We start from the raw sequence: 20777 nt of genomic DNA, 5'->3' as shown, positions 1-20777 counted from the left end.
AGTTTAAGTTATGCCTGTACAGGCAGGGTAATTATAAATTCGGTGTATTCACCTTCCTGCGTATCAATGTCAATCTTTCCGCCGTGGCCTTTTACTATAATGTCATAGCTGAGGGATAAGCCCAGCCCGGTACCCTCGCCGGTTGGCTTTGTGGTAAAAAAAGGTTGCATAATTTTGCCTTTCACAGCTTCGGGTATACCGGTGCCGTTATCCTTAACCGATACGTAGATGCGGTTACCTATGAGCGATGTTGTTACCTGCACCGTTGGCTTAAAGTTAGGGCCTTGTTGTGCGGCTTTTTGCTTTATGGCATAAAAGGCGTTGGTGTACAAATTAAGCAGCACACGGCCAACATCCTGCGGCACTGCACTTATTTTGGGTAGTGCCTCCTGGTACTGCGTAATCATCTCGGCATTAAAGCTTTTATCTTTGGCTCTAAGCCCATGGTAAGCCAGGCGCAGGTACTCATCGGCCAGTGCATTAATATCGGTAGGTTCTTTTTGGCCGTTGCTGGCCCGGCTGTGCTGCAGCATGCCTTTCACAATGCTATCGGCCCGGTGTCCGTGGTGGGTTATTTTCCCCAGGTTTTGCTTAATGTCTGAAACGATAGCTGTAATCTCCTCGCTATCACCTTTAGTAATTTCTTCCTCCAGTTCATCCATTAATTCGATGGTAACTTCAGAGAAATTGTTTACAAAGTTTAAGGGGTTTTGTATCTCATGCGCTATACCGGCTGTAAGCTCACCTAATGAGGCCAGCTTTTCGGCCTGAATTAATTGCTGTTGGGTGGTTTTTAGCGTATCAACTGTTTGCTGAAGCTCATTCTTTTGCCGCGTAAGCTCGGCCGTGCGTTCGGCCACCAGCATTTCCAACTGCGTGTTTTTACCAGTAACGGCTTCCACTTCTTTCTGTTGTTTTCTGAAGGTGGCTGCCCGGCCAAAAATCCAACAAAACGCGCCTAATATGGCTAATTGCAAGTATTTGTGCCAGCTGTAATCTGGCGCTATTAGTTCGGCTAACCCATATATTATAGATAGTGCACCAAGCGGAACATGTGAGTAAGCAAACGCTCTGAATGATTTAAAATCCTCTTCATTTTGCGCATACCAAACCAAACCAAGCAATATTAAACCGCTTATGATGTTATTTATCCAATCATCCAGCAAATTTTTTGTGGCGAAAAACACAGCAACTATAATCCATCCTGTTGTGGTTAGTAGAGCGGTCCATTTAAGGAATACATCTGTGGTTTTTAACCCTCGTTTTACATGCCGCAGAAAAAGGAAAGCTGCCAGAAGGGGGAAAATCTGCATATAATCAATTACGGTTCTAAGTTGTGGTTTAAAGATAGCTATTTGCCTTACAAATGAAAATTATATTACTTAAGGGGATAATAGCTGGTTGATTGTTCGAAGTATTTATATTAGCCTGCAACAATTACGATCAACACATGCAGTTTGAGCCCGCCGGCACCTATATTCTTCAAAAGCTACAGCGCGAGTTGCCCCATCACTTCTATTATCATAGCGTTGAGCACACGCAAGATGTATATCATGCAGCCGCTGAGATTGGTGCACAGGAAGGCTTAACGGAATACGAGATGAAACTGCTGCTTACAGCGGCATGGTACCATGATGCCGGCTTTTTAGAAGGCCCCAATCAGCATGAAGAAACCTCCTGCAGAATAGCACTGACCGTATTACCAGGCTTTAATTATACGGGCCAGGAGATTGACCGTATTTGTGGCATGATTAGGGCTACCCGCATTCCGCAATTGCCGCAAAACAAGTTGGAGATGATATTGGCCGATGCCGATCTGGATTATTTAGGCCGCAACGATTTCTTTGCCATAGGGGAGAAGCTTTTTGCGGAGTTATGCACATTAGGTGTAATAAGTACCCGCAATGAATGGAATAAACTGCAGATACGCTTTTTAGGAAATCATCATTATTTTACAAATACTGCAATTAATACCCGCCAGGCTCAAAAAGACAGGCATTTAATGGCACTTAAGTTAAATAATAAGTAAGTTTGCGAGACATGAAAGGTTTGAATTTACCGCATTGGCTTACAGACTCTCTTTATACTGTAGCCGGTATTTTATTTTGCGGATTTGCATTAAAAGGCTTTTTGGTTCCTAATAAATTTTTTGATGGTGGCGTAACCGGCATATCTCTTCTGCTGCACGAGCTGTACCATTTCAATATTGCCTATGTGATTGTGCTGGTAAACCTGCCCTTTATAGTGATGGGCGCTTTTCAAGTAAATCGCAATTTTGCCCTTAAAACTCTTGTTGCGGTTATTGGCTTGGGGTTATGTCTGCAGTTTATTCCTTATCCGCAAATTACGTCCGATAAATTGCTGGTTTCTATTTTCGGCGGCGTATTTATGGGTATAGGCGTAGGTTTGGCCATGCGTGGGGGTTGCGCACTTGATGGTATCGAAGTGTTGGCCTTGTATACAGGTAAGCGCATCAGCTTTACCATCAGCGAAATTATCCTGGGTATAAACATTGTCATTTTCCTTATAGCGGCGTTAGAACTGGGATTGCCTACTGCTTTGTATTCTATACTTACGTATTATACAGCATCGCGCACTATTAACTTTGTGATTGAAGGTTTGGAAGAATACACTGGTGTTACCATTATATCGAGCCAGAGCGAAATGGTTAAACAGCGGCTGGTGATGGAGTTAGGGCGCGGTATTACCGTTTATAAAGGCGAACGGGGCTTTTTGAAAGAAAGCTTTGATATTAGCCAGCCTGTAGATATTGTATTTACGGTAGTAACCCGCCTGGAGGTAAGACGCCTCCGCAATATGGTGCATGAGATAGACGACAAAGCCTTTGTATTTACCAGTACCATTAAAGAAGCAGCGGGCGGCGTTTTAAAGCGCCGAGCCAGGCACTAGCCTCACACGTAGACGCCAAAGTGCCATTCCATTCACACTCTGCAAGCCTTGTTATCAAAAACAGAGAGGCAGACGACGTGCTTTCGCTTTTATTCGTCATACCTGTTCGAACCTTCGGAAGGTGATTTTGCTAAGCAAATATCTATAGATTTAAGCCGATAAACACCGCCTCTCTTTACTGTGCAGCTATGCCTATGGCTCCTTTTTGATAATACGCTTTAACAGCATTGCGGAGGTAGCCTCCGTCGTCATCGGCGCTTTCGTTGCTGCCGGTTATACCGTCGTTTTTCTGGTCAAGGTAACTGGTGCATCCGCTGGCGCCGCGGCCAAATAAAAATCCTATTACACCGGCCTGTGCGTACTGGCTAATTTTATCCATATTGCCATTAGTTAATACCGGCTGCAAAAAGTATTCAGAGCGGTTATCTTTATAATGGCCGTTAGTATTGTTACAGGTTTTGGTTAGCGTGTTACCGATAGGTATTTGCCACAGCATAATTTTTTGGCCGGTATCAAAGTTTAGTCTTTTTAAGTAGCGCTGAAAGCGATCAAAATCACTCAGGTTGCCATTAGATGAATTAGCTTGGGTAGACCAAAGCGTGTTACCCTTGCCACCTACAAACTCATCATAGCCAGAATCACGGTCAGAAAATTCAGCAAAAATGAGATCAAAATGTGCGTTTAAAGATTTATAATAAGCAGCCGTTTGTGCAGCTAATTGCTCAGGGTTGTTTTTGCCTTTAATTAAATCCTGGCCAGTTGCCCACTGCGAGGCATGCCACCCTAACATCACATTAGGTGCATATTTATCGCGCATGCTTACAATAGCTTGTGCAAGTCCTCTGGCATCATTGGTAAAGGCTTTTACGTCTGGATAATTGCTTTCGCTTACCTTAATGGTGCTTTTAGCTGCATCGTTTTTAAACATTTGCATGTAACCCAACAGATCGGGTTCGTAATGGATAATAACCGGTCCGCCATATTCTCTGCATATTTTTAATAATAGCTTCCAGTCATCAAAGTACTTGTTCATTACCTCAGCATCGTTCAGGTTTGTAAAGCCTGGATCCTCAAAACGCCCTTTAGCTGGAACAATGTTGTAATATGAAAATATAGGCATTTTGCCCATTTGGCGGGTTTGATTTAAAAAAGTTCGGGCCCATTCGCCCGTTGGTGAGTTCCAGCTGGCCCAGCCATTCGAAAAAATGTCGCCAGCTAAGTAATGGTACCGGTAGTCGCTTTCTTGAATAATCTGACTAGTTTGAGAAATATCGTTTTCGACACCAAATCCAACTCGCTTAGGTAGTGCCGACGGCATTTGTTGGGGTGCCGGTGTTGTGCCTAATTCAATAGTATTGCTCTCGTTTAAGGGTGTATTGGCTGTTTCTTTTTTACAACTGGCAGCAAATAAGACTACCAGCGCGAGTAAAGCTATTTTGCGCATCTAATCAAATCAGTTTAATATCAATAGGGAATCCTAAAATAGTAAATTTATTTCGTTATACGCAAGTGCTTGGCTTAAGTTATTTTATTTTAATCGGGCTATTATAGATATTAAATACTAGTAACAATGCTTTAAGTAAGCGTTAAACATGATTTAGACAGTACTACTCAATATTATTAATAAAGTTTGATGCTTATGCGCTGTAAATGTAAACATTAGCCATAAATAGACCACCCGGCTTAAAAATGTTAAAGCCGGGTGGTCTAAATAAATGTTGAGTTTTTAAGAGAATAGGGATTCTGCTTTTTTCAGGGTTCTCTCTAAGTCAATACCTTCACCTAAAACAGCTTTAAACAAATCGCCTTCAGTTTTTAAGCGTTCTACAGTGTTAAATATGGTAAAATCGCGCATGGTAAGGCCTGGTTTAACCTCGTCCCAATGAAGCGGCATAGATACCGTAGCACCAATTTTAGGCCTTAAGGAATATGGTCCGGCTATGGTAGCTCCGGGCCTGTTTTGTAAGAAATCAAGGTACATTTTGCCGTTGCGGTGCGCAATGATGCGCTCCACGCTGGTAAAGTCGGGCAGTTGTTTATTCACTACATGTACCAGTTTGCGAGCAAAGTCCTGCGATTCGTCATAAGTATACTTAGCGCCCAGGGGTATATAAATATGCAGGCCAGTAGAGCCGGAGGTTTTTGGAAAGGTGGGTACGCCAAGCGCGTCAAGCACTTTTTTTACTTCAATAGCCGCTTCTATTACCTGCTCAAAGGTGTTCTTATCAGGGTCAAGGTCAATCACGCAATAATCGGGATTATCGGGCGAATGTGTTCTGCTGAACCAGGGGTTCATCTCGATACAGCCAGAGGTGGCAGCCCATAGTAGCGTGTCTTCATCATTTCCCACCAAAAACTCTTTATGCTGGCCATCGCTGGTGGTGTACGGAAAAGTCTGTGCCCACTCGGGCGCTTTTCCTTTAACGTTTTTTTGGTAAAAACTGGTGCCGTGTATGCCATTAGGGAAACGGTTAAGCGATAAAGGCCTATCTTTTAGGTAAGGAAGTATATAATCGGCTATCTGGTAATAATAGTTGAGCATATCTCTTTTGGTAACGCCATCTTCGGGCCAGTAAACTTTGCTTAGGTTACCAAACTTAATATCATGACCGCAAACCGGCCGTACCTGGCTATCATTAGTAGGGTTGAGCAGTGTTCTTCTTTCTCTAACCTCGGGCGGGGTAAGCGCACCGGCAAAAGCCTCACTTGCGGTAATGGCCGTTACTTTAACTGCCTTGGCGGTAGGTTGGGCCACCTCACGCACAATTTCAATCGCTTTCTTGTCCGATCGCATCCCCTGAAAAGATGGCTGCCTGAAAATGCCATCGCTGGTAATCTCAGTAAAAGCAACCTCACCCACCAATTCGGGCTTTAACCAGAAAGCCTCTGCTTTGGGCGGATCGGGTCTGAAACGCGAAGGCTTATTGATATCCGGAACTACTTTGAAAGCGCTTTTCTTTGTTAAATAGGGCTTAAACAACGCTATCAATTCTTCCTGTACTTTCTTAGTAAAACCGGTACCTACCTTGCCCACAAATTGCAGCTCGCCCTTTTCATAAACTCCTAGTAAAAGGGAACTGAACAGCTTGGATGTGCCTTCATTTTTGGTATAGCCAGCTATAACAACTTCCTGCCGTTGGTGTACTTTAATTTTTAGCCAGTCTTGTGAGCGTAAGTCAGGCGTATAAGTGCTGCTTCTTCGCTTGGCCATAATGCCCTCCAACTGCAGTTTTTCAGCATCTTGATAAAAAGAGGTGCCTTTGGCTGTAAATACCTGCCCAATACGCACGCGGTCGTCGCCTTTTGGCAAAATGTCTTTAAGTATCGCCTGGCGTTGAAAAAGAGGTAGCTCCATCAGGTTCTTACCCTCGTACCAAAGCAGGTCAAATACGTAGTAAACCAAAGCGCCATCAGCCTCGCTGCGCCAGTTTTGCAACTCGCCAAATTCGGATATACCTTTTTCGTTCAGCACCAGTATTTCACCGTCGAGCACTACGTTCATTTTCCACGCTTGCATCAGGTGATGGATGGGGTAAAACTTATCGCTAAAGCTTTTATTGTTTCGCGATAGCAGTTCCACCTCACCTTGCTGTATAAAAGCCAGCGTACGGAAACCGTCCCACTTTACCTCGTACTGCCAGTCAGCGTCATCAAAAGGTTTATCTACAAGGGTGGCAAGCATAGGCTTTAACCCGGTGGGTATAGGCGTTTCGGGTGCATGCTTTAGCAGCGCTTTTGTGTCTATCTTTTCCTCCTGGGTGGTGTTTGATTGGGTAATCTTATCCAGGGTATCAGCTATCTTGCTTTTCATGGGTGTATTGCTTAGGTAAAATAAAGGTGTCGGTAGTTTACACTCCGGCTTGCATAATATCAACACGGCGCAAATCATAAAGTTTAGGCAAAGCCTTGATGTAACTGCTGCCATCGTAAATATGAATGATAATCATTGCCAATACCACCGACACCTGCTAACTTTGCAGCGTGACGCCCGATAAATTGCCTGCGCCTGGTAAAAGGACAAGAACCGTGAACCCCAAGCCGACTGTTAAAGCTAAAAAGCCGGCTAAGCCCCGGTCTAATAAAAAGGCACAGCAGGGCCCGGCCATCCCCTGGAAACTGATTGCTGCAGGCGCATTGCTTGTTTTGCTTTCGCCGTTTTACTATGGTTATGTAGCTGGTTTTTTCTCATCTACCTGGCAGTGGATACGTAATATAGGGGCCTCGCCGCATTACCGCACCTATAAAAGTTTTGGCATACGCATACCTACACGCTATCATATACATGGCATTGATGTATCTTATGCACAGGGTAAGATTAACTGGCCTAAGGTAAAAGCTATGGAAGAAGATAGCGTACATATCAGCTTTGCATTTATTAAAGCTACAGAGGGCTTGCTAACGGTTGATCCGTACTTTAAGCGTAACTGGCGCGAGGCGGCAAAGGCGGGTATACGCTGCGGCGCTTATCACTTTTTCAGACCTAAAAAAAGCGGGCAGTGGCAGGCGCGCTTTTTTTTGCAAAATGTTAAGCTGGAAACCGGAGACCTACCCGCTGTAGTAGATATTGAACGCTTAGACGGTGTGGCACCTGCTGAGATGCGCAAGCAGCTTAAGGAATTTTTAGACCATGTACGAGCTAAAACGCATGTAAAGCCCATTATATATACCGGCTTGAGTTTTTACAAGGATTACCTGGACGGTTATTTTGACGATTACCGCCTGTGGATTGCCCATTACAACCGTGAGGAACTCAAAGCCGGAAAAAACACCAACTGGTGGTTTTGGCAACATTCAGAGACTGCCCGTGTAAACGGTATTAACCATGCAGTTGATTTTGACGCCTTTAAAGGTGACAGTTTGGAGTTTGAGCGGTTTATGGTGCAGTAATTATATTATTGGGTAACGGCTGCCGCTTGGTCGGCTTAAGTATAACTTTTTGATTTCCTTTCGCCTTGAGGTTATGCCGTTTGATGTGACCCTCTTTATACCATATTTCGCTGTGCTTGTCCTTAAAGTTTCGGGTGCTTATGGCGGCCAGTGTGCTATCATTCTTCAAGAAAACGGAACTGAAATAAGCTCCCTCGTTTTCGGGCAGGTTGGGCCAGGGGCACGATACGTTCGAAAAGTTTTTGGCTACACTGTTGCCCACCAGTACCAGCATGGTGTTCTTTTTCCACTGTGTGTACCGTTCTATAGGCCTGCCGCCAGCATCCTGAACGGATAGTATGGTTTCGCCGCTGGGCAATTGCAGCAGGCTGGGCGCACCGCCCCATATGTTTTCGGTACCGCACCAGCGCCGGCCATTATCGGCTGTGGCCGGGTCCTTATAACGCCACTTCGCTTTTTCAGATGACCATACAAAGCAGGGCGATTGTGCATTGTAAACCGACTCAAAAGCAAACACTATCCCTTTATGGTCTTTTAGCGCAACCGGTGTAGCCATCCCGTCCCGGCGCCCTCTAATAAAGGTTATGTCCCGGGGCTTTTTCCAATGAATGCCATTATCATTAGATGCAGCCATTACTATCTTCTGCTCGTGCCTGCCGCGCGCGCCTTTGGAACTGGTTAGTTCTATAGAAAAGAACATCTCTACAGCGCCATCTGCAAGCTGCACCAGCCCGGGCTCCCAGGCACGGCCCGTGGCTATAATGGCCGGCTTGGTCCATGACCTGCCCATGTTTTTGCTGAGGCGTACTTGGATATTGTTATGCGTACTGTCATCTGGCCGCCCCCTACCGGTATAGGCCAACACTAGCCAGCCATTTTTAAGCTTAATTAAGTCTGGTGTTGCAAAGCCGTAATAACGCTTGGGATGGTTGTCAGGCACAACAACTTGTGCAGGTTGCCAGGTTTTTCCGTTGTCGTAACTGCGGCGCAATGCAATATTGTCCCACTCATTACCAGGAGTACCACAGTGATAATAGAGCAACAACGTGTCCTTATTCCAGCGGCGTATACGGGCATACTCGGCAAAGTAAACGTGGTGTGATATTTTCCGGGCGACACTATCCCATACAATTTTTAATCGCGGACTATCAGTATCTACCGGCGGCTTGTCATCATCATACACTTGTTTGCCCGCATGGTTGCATTTTGTACAGCCAGCCGTAATGCATACAAGCAGAAGTAATATGACACACTTAAATTTCATTAGCCTAACAGGTTCACACGCTTTGAAGCAAGCACCAGTATAACCTTAAATTACAGACATAAGTTTATCTGCACACGAATATAATGAGAACCGGTATTTACACCGATGCTAAAATGGTGCCATTGCCACCCACCTCAAGCGTATGTATGGCGCCACACCTTAGGGCAAAATTATTTTTTTGATGCCCTACCGGAAAATCAAAGCACACGGGGTATTGGTAAGGTTTTACCTTATCTAATACTATATCATATATGGTTTTGCCAAAAGCGTCGTCCGCTTCTTCGGCTTTTACTTTGAAACCGCCAATGATAAGGCCGGCAAGATGGCTGAGCTTGCCGCTTCTTTTTAAATTATAAAGCATGCGGTCGATATTATACAGATACTCGCCCGTGTCTTCCAGGAAAAGGATTTTGCCACGGGTATCCAGGTCTGATGGGGTGCCCGTTAAGTTGGCTACAAGACTCAGGTTTCCGCCTACCAGGGGTGCACTTACCTTACCCATCCGGTTAAATGCAGATGCTGTGGCATTATACTGCAGTTTTTCGCCGGTTAAGGCTTGTTTTATAGAAAGGATGGTTTCGATTTGAATAGGTTCGGCCTTATTCCAGTCGGCTGGAAAACTGTTGCACATTTTGCTGTGCAGCGTAGCTACGTGGCAGTTTGTGTGAATATGGTTATGTAGCACTGTAATATCGCTGAAGCCAATAACCCACTTAGGGTGTGCCTTAAACTGTGTAAAGCTTAATCTATCAATTATCTGAACAACGCCGTAGCCTCCGCGTGCACACATAATGGCTTTAATGTTTGGGTTGTTGAGCATATACTGCAGATCATCGGTACGTTCGTCGGCCGTTCCGCCCATGGTAAAATCGCGCTTACCTACCGTTTTACCCATCTCAATTTTAAAACCCCAGCTTTGCATTAATTGTACAGCCGGTTGTACATCCTCCAGGCTAATGTAGCCGGCTGGTGAGGTAATGCCAATAGTGTCGCCAGGTTTTAAATAAGGCGGTATCCGTAAATTCTGATGTTTTGGCTTTACAGCATTATTGCCTCCAACTTTAAAAGATGATAGTGCTAGTGTTGCTGGTACCAATGCAGAAAGGAACTGTTTGCGATGCATAAGCCAAATAAGCTAAAAAACTTAAATTATAACGGGTTGACGGAAAATTTTATGTCAGGAATTTTCGGGCTTGGTGTTTATCGGCGATAAATGAGGTAACCTGCTTGCGTAAAGTTTCGTATAAGTTGAAACCGGCGCTGTGTAAGACCGGCAACCCGTTAAATAATCATTGTAATAGTATTTTTATCCCATATGGTCAAAATCTTACTTATTGAGGTCATTTCCACTCTTATTATTGGCTATTTAGGCATTTTAAGCCGTAAGGCTTTGCGCCCTGTATTAGCATTGCAGCCTGTTAATTTATAAAGTTTGCTTCTTAAATGCCGACGCATTCCTGTTGGAGTTCTTTTAGAAGAGGCTAGCGGGGAATTTGAATAGCTATGACAAAAAAATACATTCTTAGAGTACTGCTGCTTTTTGTGATGCTGGCCTGCGCCGTTAAGCCGGCTGCGGCACAGTACGCTATAGGCGGTAGTGCTGGTACTAACCTGGCTAACTCCGTTTACTGGTTAACCTGGGATAAAAATGCAGTGGGTACAACCTTAATATCTGCCCCGGCCTCGGCCAATGCTTCAAATATTGTAAATGGCACCTATGTATGGCAGTTTTCGCCAACGGTGCGTATCACCGCTGTAATCAGTAACCAGGTGCTGTCATTAGGAGCCGGAATGACCTCTTACACACCGGGTAATTATTCGGGAGATGGTTTGGATCTCATCTACTCAGGCAATAATCTGCCCAAACCTAATTCGAGGGGGGTGCTTAACTCTGCACTGGCCACTACTAACGGCGGTACAGTGACCTTCGATATCGATATCAAGGTAGCCATCCTTATCAATAACGTGTGGACAAATGTGGCCTACCCGGGTATGATTATAGCCGACGCAGAATCAATAGATGTGGGTGGCGAATATATATCGGGCAGTACGCCTAATGCCGTTGCGTGGCAGCTGCTCAACAAACGAACGCAGGGCAATATTGCTGATATTCATTACAAAATGGATTTAACCAACTCGGGCAGGTCCTTTAAATTATACGCTGATCTGCCCCTGGGCAATTTTGGCGTGCAGGCTGTAATGTTTGCACGCGGTGCCAGCAACCTCAACAATGTATCTATGAAGGGATCGGGTATAACTGCCCTTGCTTTGGGCTTTGTACTTCCCTTTGATTTGGGCGATGACCCCGCAACCTATGGCACTACCGGTCATTACATAGATGATTTTCAAATAACCGATTATTACCCGGGTGATGGCACCTACGAGGTGGTTAATTACAACACCACCCCGTTAGCTCCAAAGGCCCATGTGTACATAGGCACCAATAATCTGGATCCTGACGGGCAACCAGATTTTGGCGAAAACGCCGATAACGACGACCTTGTGGGTAACGCAGATGAAAGCACCCTTACACCTGCTTCTATACCGGCCGTGAAAGTTAACCAGCAGGGTAATGTTGTATTAACAGTGCCCGCTACCAACGAAAAGGCTGTACCTGCTACTCTTTACGGATGGATAGACTTTAATGGCGATGGCCTGTTTGCGCCCGATGAAATGATTAGCGTAAACGTACCAGCTAATACAGCAAACCAGGTATTTACCCTTACTTTCCCCAATGCCATGTTTGCCGGTAAAGTGAAAGTTGGGGCTTTATACGCCAGGCTGCGCCTCACTACAACCAGCTTGTTAGATGATGGCGGAACTCCGACCGATGAAAGAAGCATATCTTTCGCTGCTGATGGCGAGGCCGAAGACTACCGTTTAAGAGATGTTGTTGGCGTTAATATTTCGGGCGCTGTAGTAAGCGATGGGAATGGCGCTACGGATGGAGTCATTGCAGGAGCAGGGCTTCAGTTGGTAGGCGGAAAGCAGTTGTTTGCTTACCTGGTAAACAACGCCGGTACTATTGTTAATAAAGCAATTGTAGCTGCCGATGGCACTTACACATTACTTAATAATAACAGCGGTAGTTACAATGTGGCCATATCAACCAACAATGTTGCTATAGGCGGTAATATTACAGCAATTGCAGCTAATCTACCAGCCGGTTTCCAGGCCTCGGGTGCAGCTTACGGTGTTAATAATGCCGGTAACACAGGCCTCAAACCAGGCACTCCCGATCTGCAGATTAGTGTAAATACACCCGGTACCAGTTTAGATGTTAGCGGCGTAAATTTTGGTATTAACCGAGCCCCTGTTACGGTGGCCGATGCCGGTACGACAAACATAGCGCAGCCTATCACCCTGACCATTCCAGCCAATGACACCGACCCTGACGGAACAATAAATGCGGCCACAGTGTTATTAATAGATCCTGCTGATAACGGTAAAAAGACAACGGTTACCATTGCCAACCAGGGAACGTACACGGTTAACGCAACGGGGCAGGTAACCTTTACGCCATTGGCTACCTTTACCGGTAAAACCACACCTATAGCTTATACTATTAAGGATAATTTTGGAACTGAAAGCGTAAGCGCACTTATCAGCATCAATGTTAAACCTGTGGGCGTTAGTGATGTTGACGCAACTGCCATTAACACGCCGGTTACCACCATAGTAAAAGGCAATGATGGTGCCAGTGCTACCGGTACCACCGTAGCGGCTATTAACGGTACGCATGGCACCACAGTGGTTGATGCTACCGGCCGTATCACCTACACGCCTGCAACCGGCTATGCCGGTACCGATACTTATACCTATACGCTGGCCACGGCAGATGGTATTGTATCAGACCCCATCACAGTGACCATCAGCGTAAGGCCGGTTGGCGTGCCCGATGCGGATGTAACGCCCATTAACACACCAGTAACCACCATTGTAAAAACAAATGACGGTGCCAGCGCAATTGGCACAATTGTAACCGCCGGCAACGGTGCACACGGTACCACTACCGTTGATGCTACCGGCCGTGTTACCTATACGCCTGATGCGGGTTATTTAGGTAAGGATACCTATAACTACACTTTAACAACAAGTGATGGTGTGGCATCAGCCCCTATCGTTGTAACTATCAGCATCAAGCCGGTAGGTGTAAATGATGCGGTTACCACGCCGGTGAATACGCCGGTAGTAACCACTGTAAAAACAAATGATGGTGCCAGCGCTAATGGTACTACGGTAACGCCAACCAACGGCTTGCACGGCATTACCACGGTTGATGCAAGCGGCCGGGTCACCTACTCGCCGGTGGCTAATTACGTGGGTACCGATACCTATACGTATACACTCACTACACCCGATGGTGTGGTGTCAGATCCTATAACAGTAACGGTTACGATTTATAATGCTTCCCTTGCTTTAACTAAAGTGGCCAACAACAGCTACAGTAAGGTAGGCGATATTATTAACTATACACTAACGGTTACCAATACCGGCAGCTCGCAACTATCAAACGTAGTGGTTACAGACGTAGGTGCCGATGCAGGTTCTGTAACACCGGCTAATATTGCCAGCCTGGCGCCCGGTGCCTCGGCTACGGTAACTGCACGCCATACGGTAACACCGGCTGATGTAAGCAACCGCAGCTACAGCAACCAGGCCAGTGCCAGCGGTACTGATGCCAGCGGCGTTCTTATAACCCGGCCACGTTCTGATAATCCTAATACGCTGGCCGCCGATGACCCTACCGTAGTAGCTGCCACAGCAGTGGGTGCCGTAAGCTTAAGCAAAACCGGTGTGTTCAACTCGTATTACATTACTTACACTTTTGTAATTACTAATACCGGTAATTCGGTGCTTACTACCGTTAACTTAACCGATAGCAAGCTAGGACTTACCAACTCGGCGGTTGTGCTGCCGGCAAGTGGGTTACAGCCCGGCGCAAACGTTACCCTAAACTACAATTACACCCTAACCCAGGCCGATAAAGATGCAGGCACGGTAACTAATAATGCCAGCGTTAACGGGCGCGATCAGGCGGGCAACGCAGTGAGCAGCAATGCCAGTATCACTACCAGTTTCCCCAAATCTCCTGCGGCCGTTGCCGATAATGCTTTTACCAGCATTGACTTGCCGGTGGTTATAGACATCCTTAAAAACGATGATGCGTTGGGCAGTACTTTCAACCAGCAATCGGTAGAGTTACTAACCCAGCCAGCTCATGGTACGGTTACTATTGGCGGCAACGGTACAGTAACCTACACGCCAAATGCAGGTTATGCAGGTACCGACAGCTTTACCTACCGGGTTAAAGATCTGAATGGTTATTACACCAATCCGGCTACGGTAAATGTTACCGTGAGTGCGGTGTCATTGTTGCAAATACCTAACCTGTTTACACCAAATGGCGATGGAATAAACGATGTGTTTGAGATACGTGGACTGGAGAAGTTTGCCGAAAACGAACTGGTTATTGTAAACCGCTGGGGTAACGAGGTGTACCACAAGGTTAACTACCAAAACAACTGGACAGGCGAAGGCCTCAACGAGGGCACTTATTACTACATACTCAAAGTACGAACTACCGATTGGCAGGTTTTAAAAGGATACATCACTTTAATGCGCACGCTCAAAAACCAATAAAACAGTATTTGCCGCACGCAACAAACAGGATGACATGAAGAGATTTTTAATATACATTATATTTACATTAAGCAGCAGCCTGCTTTACGCCCAACAGGATGCGCAGCAAAGCCAGTATATGTTTAACGGTATATACATTAACCCGGCTTATGCAGGTTATAAGGAAAACCTGAACTTTCACAGTTACTTCCGCTCGCAGTGGACGGGTATTGAGGGGGCGCCTAAAAGTATGTCGCTGGCTGTTGATGCTATTGCTAATAACGGCAATGTAGGTTTGGCTTTGCAAATATCAAATGACAGGCTGGGTGCGCAAAGCAATCTTTCGGCCTACGCTAATTATGCCTATCGTTTGCGTATGAACGATGAAGGGAGTTCCCGATTAGCCTTAGGCTTTGGTATTGGCGTAATGCAGTTGGGCATTAATGGTGCATTGCTAAACCCTAACGACCCGGAGCCCAACATGCCTACCGGTATGCAAAGCACCATTGTGCCCGATGGCAGGGTAGGTGTCTTTTATTCGGACGATAAATATTACGCAGGTCTCTCGGCCGATAACCTCATTTCTCAATTTATTAATGTGCGCAACCGTGGATATATTGCACAGCCAAAGCCGCACTATTATTTAACCGGCGGTGCGTTGTTCCCGCTGTCTGAGGATGTGCTGATCAGGCCCAGCATGTTGTTAAAGGATGATGTCGGCGGACCTACCAGTTTAGATTTGAATGCGTTTGTGATGTTTGGCCAAAAGTTGTGGGTAGGCGGCTCTTACCGTACCGGTGTAAAACTTTACAACAAGAGTTATTTACAGAATGACCTGAGCAACCTCAATTCGTTTGTAGCGGCTATGGAGGTTTTCCCCGTAGAGAACTTGCGCGTGGGTTATGCTTATGATATTTCTGTAGGGCCGCTTAAAGGCTATAGCAGCGGCACGCATGAGATATCTATCGGCTTTTACATCAGAACGCAGAAAGCCCGTATGTTAACCCCCCGATTTTTTTAACAGGCTAAGTGAAAATTATGAAGCAAAGAGTACTCATCATCATTTGTTTTTTAACGCTTGGCCAGGCAGTTAAGGCGCAATATGTGCTTAAACAAGCTAATGAGCAATATAGCCTGTACAATTACAGCAAAGCTGCCGAATTGTATCTGAAAGCCTATCAAAAGAACCCTACGCTATATACGGCCGAGCATTTAGCCAACAGTTACCGCCTTATGCGTAATTACTCTGAGGCCGAAAAATGGTATGCTACTACCGTGAATATGCCCAATAGCAGCACCGATAACATTTTAAAGTATGCCGAGGTACTTAAGAACAACCTGAAATATGCTGAGGCAAAAACGCAGTATACCCGTTACTATACCCTAAGCCGCGGAGCGGACCAAACCCTGCTAAAAACATGGATTTCATCTTGCGACTCGGCCATCAAATGGATGAAGAGCCCCGTACCGGTACTGATTAAAAATGAACAGGCGCTTAATACGCCCGAATCTGACTGGGGAGCGGTTCGGTACCAAAATACGGTGGTATTTACTTCGGATAGGGAAGTGAAGCCTAACAAGGATGAACAGAAAAAGAAAAGCCCGTTTTACATTAAGTTTGACGGGAATGACGGGTTAGATAAGCGCATTTACGGTTGGACGGGCAATAAGTACCTGAATTTATATGAATCGCCTGTAGGTGCAAACGCCGCCGATGCTGTGAAGTTGTTCCCGTTTATTGCCGGTACCGATTATCATATTGGTGCAGCCAGCTTTACGGCCAATGGCATGGAGATGTTCTTTACTTTAACCCGCCTGCCAAAAGGCAAGGGGAAGGATACTGCCAAAATAAAAACCATCACTGTCGAAGTTTATTCGAGCAAACGCAATGCAGTAACCAATAGCTGGGAAACACCGGTTGCATTCCCGTTAAATAAAGAGGAAGTTTACTCCGTTGGCGACCCATTTATTACGGCTGACGGGAAAGGCTTATATTTTACTTCAGATATGCCTGGTGGGTTAGGTGGTACCGATATTTATTTTTGCGCCCGTACGCCCGATGGTACCTGGGCTCAACCGGTTAACCTGGCAGGCGTAAACACTGCCGGTAATGAGCGCACACCTTACCTGGATGCCATGGGCACGCTGTATTTCTCTACTGATGGCGACAAGGGTATGGGCGGCCTGGATGTTTTTAAGGCTGTGCAGCAAGGCACAAGCTTTGGCCTTAAACAAAACCTGGGCTATCCTATCAATTCGGCACAGGATGATTTTGCTTATGTGCTGGTGAATGACACCGCAGGCTACCTGTCATCAAACCGCATGAACGGTGTGGGTAGTGATGATATTTACAGCTTTTCGCCGTTGCCGGTGGTCAGTTATCAGCTGCAAGGGGTTGTTTATGATAAAAACTCGCGCAAGCCCATAGGTAACAGTGTGGTAACCTTAAGTAAAACCAATGGCGGAAAAATAAGTGTTAGTACCAATGCATCCGGGCAGTTCAATTTTAAGCTGTATGAGAACACCGAGTATCAGCTGAGAGGCGAGAAGAAAGGTTACCTGGCTGATAATTTAAATCCCTTCACGACCACCGGGTTGGAACCGGGGGCAACAGTTAAGAAGAACCTGTACCTGAATAAAATTGAAATCAAAAAGACCATCCGTCTTGAAAATATCTATTATGATTTAGATAAATCCTACATCCGGCCTGATGCGGCAGTGGAGCTGGATAAACTGGTAGCCATCCTGAAAGAAAACCCGACATTGGTAATAGAACTTGGCTCACACACGGATAGCCGCGGCGACGATGATTACAACATGGCGCTCTCGCGCCGCCGGGCTAACGAGGCGGTTGAGTACATTATTACCACTGGAGATATTGACGAAGACCGCATCATAGCCCGCGGATATGGCGAAACCCGCTTGCTTAACCGTTGCCGCAACGGCGTTCAGTGCAGCGAGGCCGCACATCAGCTAAACCGAAGAACAGAGTTTACAATAATTAAATATTAAGGAGCCCTCCCAAACTTCCACCGGGAGGGCCTGGGGGAGTGCTCCAAACTAATTGGCGGGCTTTTTGTTGTGAACAGGAATAATTCAACAGCATCAGCCATCGTTGCTGCATCTATTATAGTGCAGTTTTATCAAACAGCTTTCAACAATGGTGCTGATGCGTAATGTTTAAATTTTAGCACATAACTATGAAAGTTTCAATTTTGCCAATAGCTTTACTCGCCGTCGTTCTGGCGTCGGGCTGTGTAAGCTCCAAAAAGTATCAGCAGCTGCAAACCAGTTATGATACCCTGCGTACCAAGCACCAGGATCTTAATGTACGGTATTTAAATAGCCAAAAAGATTTAGCTTCTGCAAAAACACGCGTTACCAGTTTAGAAGATCAGATTGCTTCTGAGCGCTCTAACCTAAAATCGTTGCAGGCTGCGCTCGATAAGTGTTTAACTTCATCCGGCCAGGGTAACGTAAACATCTCTAAGCTGGTTGATGAAATTAATTCATCCAACAAATACATTCAGCAGTTGGTGAACAGCAAAAATAAGAGTGATTCGCTCAATATGGTGCTTACCAACAACCTTACCCGTTCATTAAGCCAGCAAGAATCTAAAGACGTAAACGTGCAGGTGCTTAAAGGCGTGGTTTATGTGTCGTTATCTGATAATATGCTGTACAAATCAGGCAGCTACGAAATTTCGGATGCGGCAGGTGCAACCCTGAGTAAAATTGCCAAGATCATTACTGATTATAAAGACTATGATGTACTGATTGAAGGTAATACCGATAATATTCCAATTTCTAAACCTAACATTCGTAACAACTGGGATTTGAGCGCGTTGAGAGCTTCATCAGTAGTGATGGCTTTGCAAACCAATTACGGTGTTGATCCTAAAAGGCTTACTGCCGGTGGCCGCGGCGAGTTTAATCCGCTAACCAGCAATGATAACGAAGCCGGCAGAATACGTAACCGCCGTACGCAAATTATCATCACACCAAAACTTGATCAGTTTATGGAACTGATAGACAAAGCTCCAGACAAGAAGTAAATCATCCTGTATATTGTATTAAAACAAGAACAGCAGTTGCTCGGCAACTGCTGTTCTTGTTTTATAGAGGGATGCTTAAATGTTTAATTAAACAGTGATGTCAGTTTTTCGCTCAATGCTTTACTAACCTCACCCGCCCCACCATTGCCAATTACATGGCCGTCTATTTCGGTAACAGGCAGTATGTTCTTAGTTGAACTGGTGATGAAGGCTTCTTTACAGGCCATTACTTCTTCCAGGCTTATTTCGCGTTCCTGTACGTTGAAGCCTTTGCCGTTAAGTCCTAATAATTGTTTGCGTATAATGCCTTTTAGCACACCTGTTCCGCTTGTAAGTACCTCATTATTGGAGGTAACAATAAAGAAATTAGCCCGCGGTACCTCCTTCACCATACCGTTATTATGATACAGCACATCATCAGCGCCTTTCTCTTTAATAAGGGGCTGCAGCCATATAGCCATTAAATAGTCTATTGTTTTAATGTGGGCCATTTGGCGCTGGTGAGGGTGAGTTATAACTTTAATGCCCTGGCTGTTAATCTCCTTACTTATGGTAAGCGGCTGTTGTGTAATGATCATGTTCGGCTTAACTACTGTATATCCATCAGGTGAGTAGCCGCCGGTAAGCGTAATCCGGATGCCGGAGTCGGATACTTCATTCTTTTTCATCAGCTCAAACAGCACTGCTTTCAGCTCATCGCGATTATAAGCAACGGGCAGACGCAATTGCCCGGCCGAATGATAAAAGCGGTCCAGATGATCTTCTAAAAAGATGGGCTGCCCATTAATGATTTTAAAAAAGTCAAAAATACCATATCCTCTTTGTACAGCTAAATCTGTAATTAAAACCGACGCCTCGCCAGCTAATACAAAATCATTATTAACAACGGTATACTTACTCATTTTTTCACAACGTTATATTTTTTTAAAATAGGCATTACCCTATCCAGCGGTAAGGCTGGTACTTGATGGCCTTCTTTGCCTTTCATATCCACACCTGCAAAGAGCGAGTTAATGATCGCTTCTTCGGTTGCCTCTATAGCAGCCATAAACACTGGTGATACGTAATCGTTTTGTAAATACTCCGCTTGTTGCAAGGGTTGGACAGGCTGGTGAAAAACCCGCACCGAGGCTGCTGTCGAAAAAGCGATCACATAGTCGCCGCTGCCGTTTGAGGCAATGCCACCTGTTTTGGCCAGACCCATAAAAGCACGTTTAGCCAGCCTTTGCAGATTTCGGCTATCCAAAGGCGCATCGGTGGCAACAATCATCATGCAAGAGCCATCTGCGTTGTTCATTAACTGGTTGCTAAAGTCGAACTTGCCCAGCTCGCGGCCTACAGGTGCGCCATCAATCTGCAATACGCCTCCAAAGTTGGTTTGAACTAAAACGCCTACCGTGTAACCGCCCAAGCTTTTAGGCAATAGCCGAGATGCGGTACCAATACCGCCTTTGAAACCAAAGCAAACCGTACCGGTGCCGGCACCAACAGCGCCCTCGGCTACATCGCTTGCTTTAGCGTTCCGGATGGCTAGTAAAACATCATTCTTGGTAACATGCCGGCCTTGTATATCATTCAGGTAGCCATCGTTGGTTTCCCCAACTACCGCATTGACCGACTGTAGTTTCTCATTACCCTTTTGCTGTAAAGTGTAATCTATCAGCGCATCCAGGCCGGTAGATACATTAAGTGTATTGGTTAATACAATGGGCGTTTCCAGGTTGCCCAGCTCCGCAATTTGTGTGCTGCCGGCCAGCTTGCCAAAGCCATTGCCTGCAAACACCGCAGCTGGTACCTTTTGCTGAAAAACGTTACCCTCATGCGGCATAATTACCGTAACGCCGGTACGTATGTTGTCACCTTTAATTAAGGTGGTTTGCCCCACCTTTACACCGGCCACATCTGTAATTGCATTCTGTTTGCCAGTGGGTATTACGCCAAACTGAAGGCCGTAGTCGCGTGCTCTCTTTAAAGGCTGGGCCCGCGCTTCCAATGCAGCAATAACAATATACAAGCAAACTAACAGCTTTTTCATACTA

General features: G+C 45.6%; 14 protein-coding genes. 7 read left to right on the top strand and 7 right to left on the bottom strand.

Annotation, left to right across the window (positions count from 1 at the left end):
- Positions 1-8: 8 nt before the first annotated feature.
- The gene (locus ABDD94_RS20775) at positions 9-1313 is read right to left on the bottom strand and encodes an ATP-binding protein (RefSeq protein WP_345953839.1); all 1305 of its coding nucleotides are present in this window, start codon (positions 1311-1313) and stop codon (positions 9-11) included.
- A 137-nt stretch (positions 1314-1450) separates the two neighbouring features.
- Here ABDD94_RS20775 and ABDD94_RS20770 point away from each other — a divergent pair, with 137 nt between their 5' ends.
- Positions 1451-2029 (top strand): HD domain-containing protein, encoded by a 579-nt coding sequence (locus ABDD94_RS20770; RefSeq protein WP_345953838.1) that lies wholly within the window; start codon positions 1451-1453, stop codon positions 2027-2029.
- A gap of 11 nt (positions 2030-2040) precedes the next feature.
- Positions 2041-2910, top strand: a complete 870-nt coding sequence (locus tag ABDD94_RS20765; protein WP_345953837.1) for a YitT family protein — start codon at positions 2041-2043, stop codon at positions 2908-2910.
- A gap of 175 nt (positions 2911-3085) precedes the next feature.
- Here ABDD94_RS20765 and ABDD94_RS20760 read toward each other — a convergent pair whose 3' ends face one another.
- Complete coding sequence (locus ABDD94_RS20760; protein WP_345953836.1) at positions 3086-4354, bottom strand: hypothetical protein; 1269 nt, start codon at positions 4352-4354, stop codon at positions 3086-3088.
- Between the two features lie 282 nt (positions 4355-4636).
- Complete coding sequence (gene ligD, locus ABDD94_RS20755) at positions 4637-6721, bottom strand: DNA ligase D (RefSeq protein WP_345953835.1); 2085 nt, start codon at positions 6719-6721, stop codon at positions 4637-4639.
- A gap of 170 nt (positions 6722-6891) precedes the next feature.
- Here ligD and ABDD94_RS20750 point away from each other — a divergent pair, with 170 nt between their 5' ends.
- Positions 6892-7797 carry a glycoside hydrolase family 25 protein gene (locus tag ABDD94_RS20750; protein WP_345950188.1) on the top strand — a complete coding sequence of 302 codons (906 nt, stop codon included), beginning with the start codon at positions 6892-6894 and terminating at the stop codon, positions 7795-7797.
- Here the strand turns inward: ABDD94_RS20750 and ABDD94_RS20745 are convergent.
- The gene (locus ABDD94_RS20745) at positions 7784-9061 is read right to left on the bottom strand and encodes an exo-alpha-sialidase (protein ID WP_345953834.1); all 1278 of its coding nucleotides are present in this window, start codon (positions 9059-9061) and stop codon (positions 7784-7786) included. The two genes, ABDD94_RS20750 and ABDD94_RS20745, sit on opposite strands and share 14 nt — an antisense overlap.
- 97 nt (positions 9062-9158) lie before the next feature.
- A complete protein-coding gene (locus tag ABDD94_RS20740) occupies positions 9159-10184 on the bottom strand; it encodes an LD-carboxypeptidase (RefSeq protein WP_345953833.1) in 1026 nt (341 codons plus the stop codon).
- A gap of 380 nt (positions 10185-10564) precedes the next feature.
- On the opposite strand from ABDD94_RS20740, the gene ABDD94_RS20735 reads away from it, so the two are divergent.
- The 4 genes from ABDD94_RS20735 (at position 10565) to ABDD94_RS20720 (ending at position 18738) form a co-directional block, all read left to right on the top strand.
- Entirely contained in the window at positions 10565-14704 is a 4140-nt protein-coding gene (locus tag ABDD94_RS20735) for a CshA/CshB family fibrillar adhesin-related protein (protein ID WP_345953832.1), read from the top strand.
- A 34-nt stretch (positions 14705-14738) separates the two neighbouring features.
- Positions 14739-15704, top strand: coding sequence for a type IX secretion system membrane protein PorP/SprF (locus ABDD94_RS20730; RefSeq protein ID WP_345953831.1), 966 nt, complete (start codon positions 14739-14741; stop codon positions 15702-15704).
- A 17-nt stretch (positions 15705-15721) separates the two neighbouring features.
- Positions 15722-17695 (top strand): OmpA family protein, encoded by a 1974-nt coding sequence (locus tag ABDD94_RS20725; RefSeq protein ID WP_345953830.1) that lies wholly within the window; start codon positions 15722-15724, stop codon positions 17693-17695.
- 188 nt (positions 17696-17883) lie between these two features.
- Positions 17884-18738 carry an OmpA family protein gene (locus ABDD94_RS20720; protein ID WP_345953829.1) on the top strand — a complete coding sequence of 285 codons (855 nt, stop codon included), beginning with the start codon at positions 17884-17886 and terminating at the stop codon, positions 18736-18738.
- Positions 18739-18821: 83 nt separating this feature from the next.
- Here the strand turns inward: ABDD94_RS20720 and ABDD94_RS20715 are convergent, their stop codons facing one another.
- Both ABDD94_RS20715 and ABDD94_RS20710 read right to left on the bottom strand, forming a co-directional pair.
- Positions 18822-19640: an aminotransferase class IV gene (locus ABDD94_RS20715; protein ID WP_345953828.1), complete on the bottom strand. Its 819-nt coding sequence runs from the start codon at positions 19638-19640 to the stop codon at positions 18822-18824.
- Entirely contained in the window at positions 19637-20773 is a 1137-nt protein-coding gene (locus tag ABDD94_RS20710; protein WP_345953827.1) for a P1 family peptidase, read from the bottom strand. Before ABDD94_RS20710 ends, ABDD94_RS20715 begins: the two co-directional genes overlap by 4 nt.
- Positions 20774-20777 lie beyond the last annotated feature (4 nt).

Source organism: Mucilaginibacter sp. PAMB04168, assembly GCF_039634365.2.
GTDB lineage: Bacteria > Bacteroidota > Bacteroidia > Sphingobacteriales > Sphingobacteriaceae > Mucilaginibacter.
This window is presented reverse-complemented; position numbering and strand designations above follow the sequence as displayed.

What these genes read in the sequence shown, in the direction of transcription:
- ABDD94_RS20775 (WP_345953839.1), bottom strand. Translation starts at nt 1,313, where the DNA reads ATGCAGATTTTCCCCCTTCTGGCAGCTTTCCTTTTTCTGCGGCATGTA.
- ABDD94_RS20770 (WP_345953838.1), top strand. Translation starts at nt 1,451, where the DNA reads ATGCAGTTTGAGCCCGCCGGCACCTATATTCTTCAAAAGCTACAGCGC.
- ABDD94_RS20765 (WP_345953837.1), top strand. Translation starts at nt 2,041, where the DNA reads ATGAAAGGTTTGAATTTACCGCATTGGCTTACAGACTCTCTTTATACT.
- ABDD94_RS20760 (WP_345953836.1), bottom strand. Translation starts at nt 4,354, where the DNA reads ATGCGCAAAATAGCTTTACTCGCGCTGGTAGTCTTATTTGCTGCCAGT.
- ligD (WP_345953835.1), bottom strand. Translation starts at nt 6,721, where the DNA reads ATGAAAAGCAAGATAGCTGATACCCTGGATAAGATTACCCAATCAAAC.
- ABDD94_RS20745 (WP_345953834.1), bottom strand. Translation starts at nt 9,061, where the DNA reads ATGAAATTTAAGTGTGTCATATTACTTCTGCTTGTATGCATTACGGCT.
- ABDD94_RS20740 (WP_345953833.1), bottom strand. Translation starts at nt 10,184, where the DNA reads ATGCATCGCAAACAGTTCCTTTCTGCATTGGTACCAGCAACACTAGCA.
- ABDD94_RS20735 (WP_345953832.1), top strand. Translation starts at nt 10,565, where the DNA reads ATGACAAAAAAATACATTCTTAGAGTACTGCTGCTTTTTGTGATGCTG.
- ABDD94_RS20730 (WP_345953831.1), top strand. Translation starts at nt 14,739, where the DNA reads ATGAAGAGATTTTTAATATACATTATATTTACATTAAGCAGCAGCCTG.
- ABDD94_RS20725 (WP_345953830.1), top strand. Translation starts at nt 15,722, where the DNA reads ATGAAGCAAAGAGTACTCATCATCATTTGTTTTTTAACGCTTGGCCAG.
- ABDD94_RS20720 (WP_345953829.1), top strand. Translation starts at nt 17,884, where the DNA reads ATGAAAGTTTCAATTTTGCCAATAGCTTTACTCGCCGTCGTTCTGGCG.
- ABDD94_RS20715 (WP_345953828.1), bottom strand. Translation starts at nt 19,640, where the DNA reads ATGAGTAAGTATACCGTTGTTAATAATGATTTTGTATTAGCTGGCGAG.
- ABDD94_RS20710 (WP_345953827.1), bottom strand. Translation starts at nt 20,773, where the DNA reads ATGAAAAAGCTGTTAGTTTGCTTGTATATTGTTATTGCTGCATTGGAA.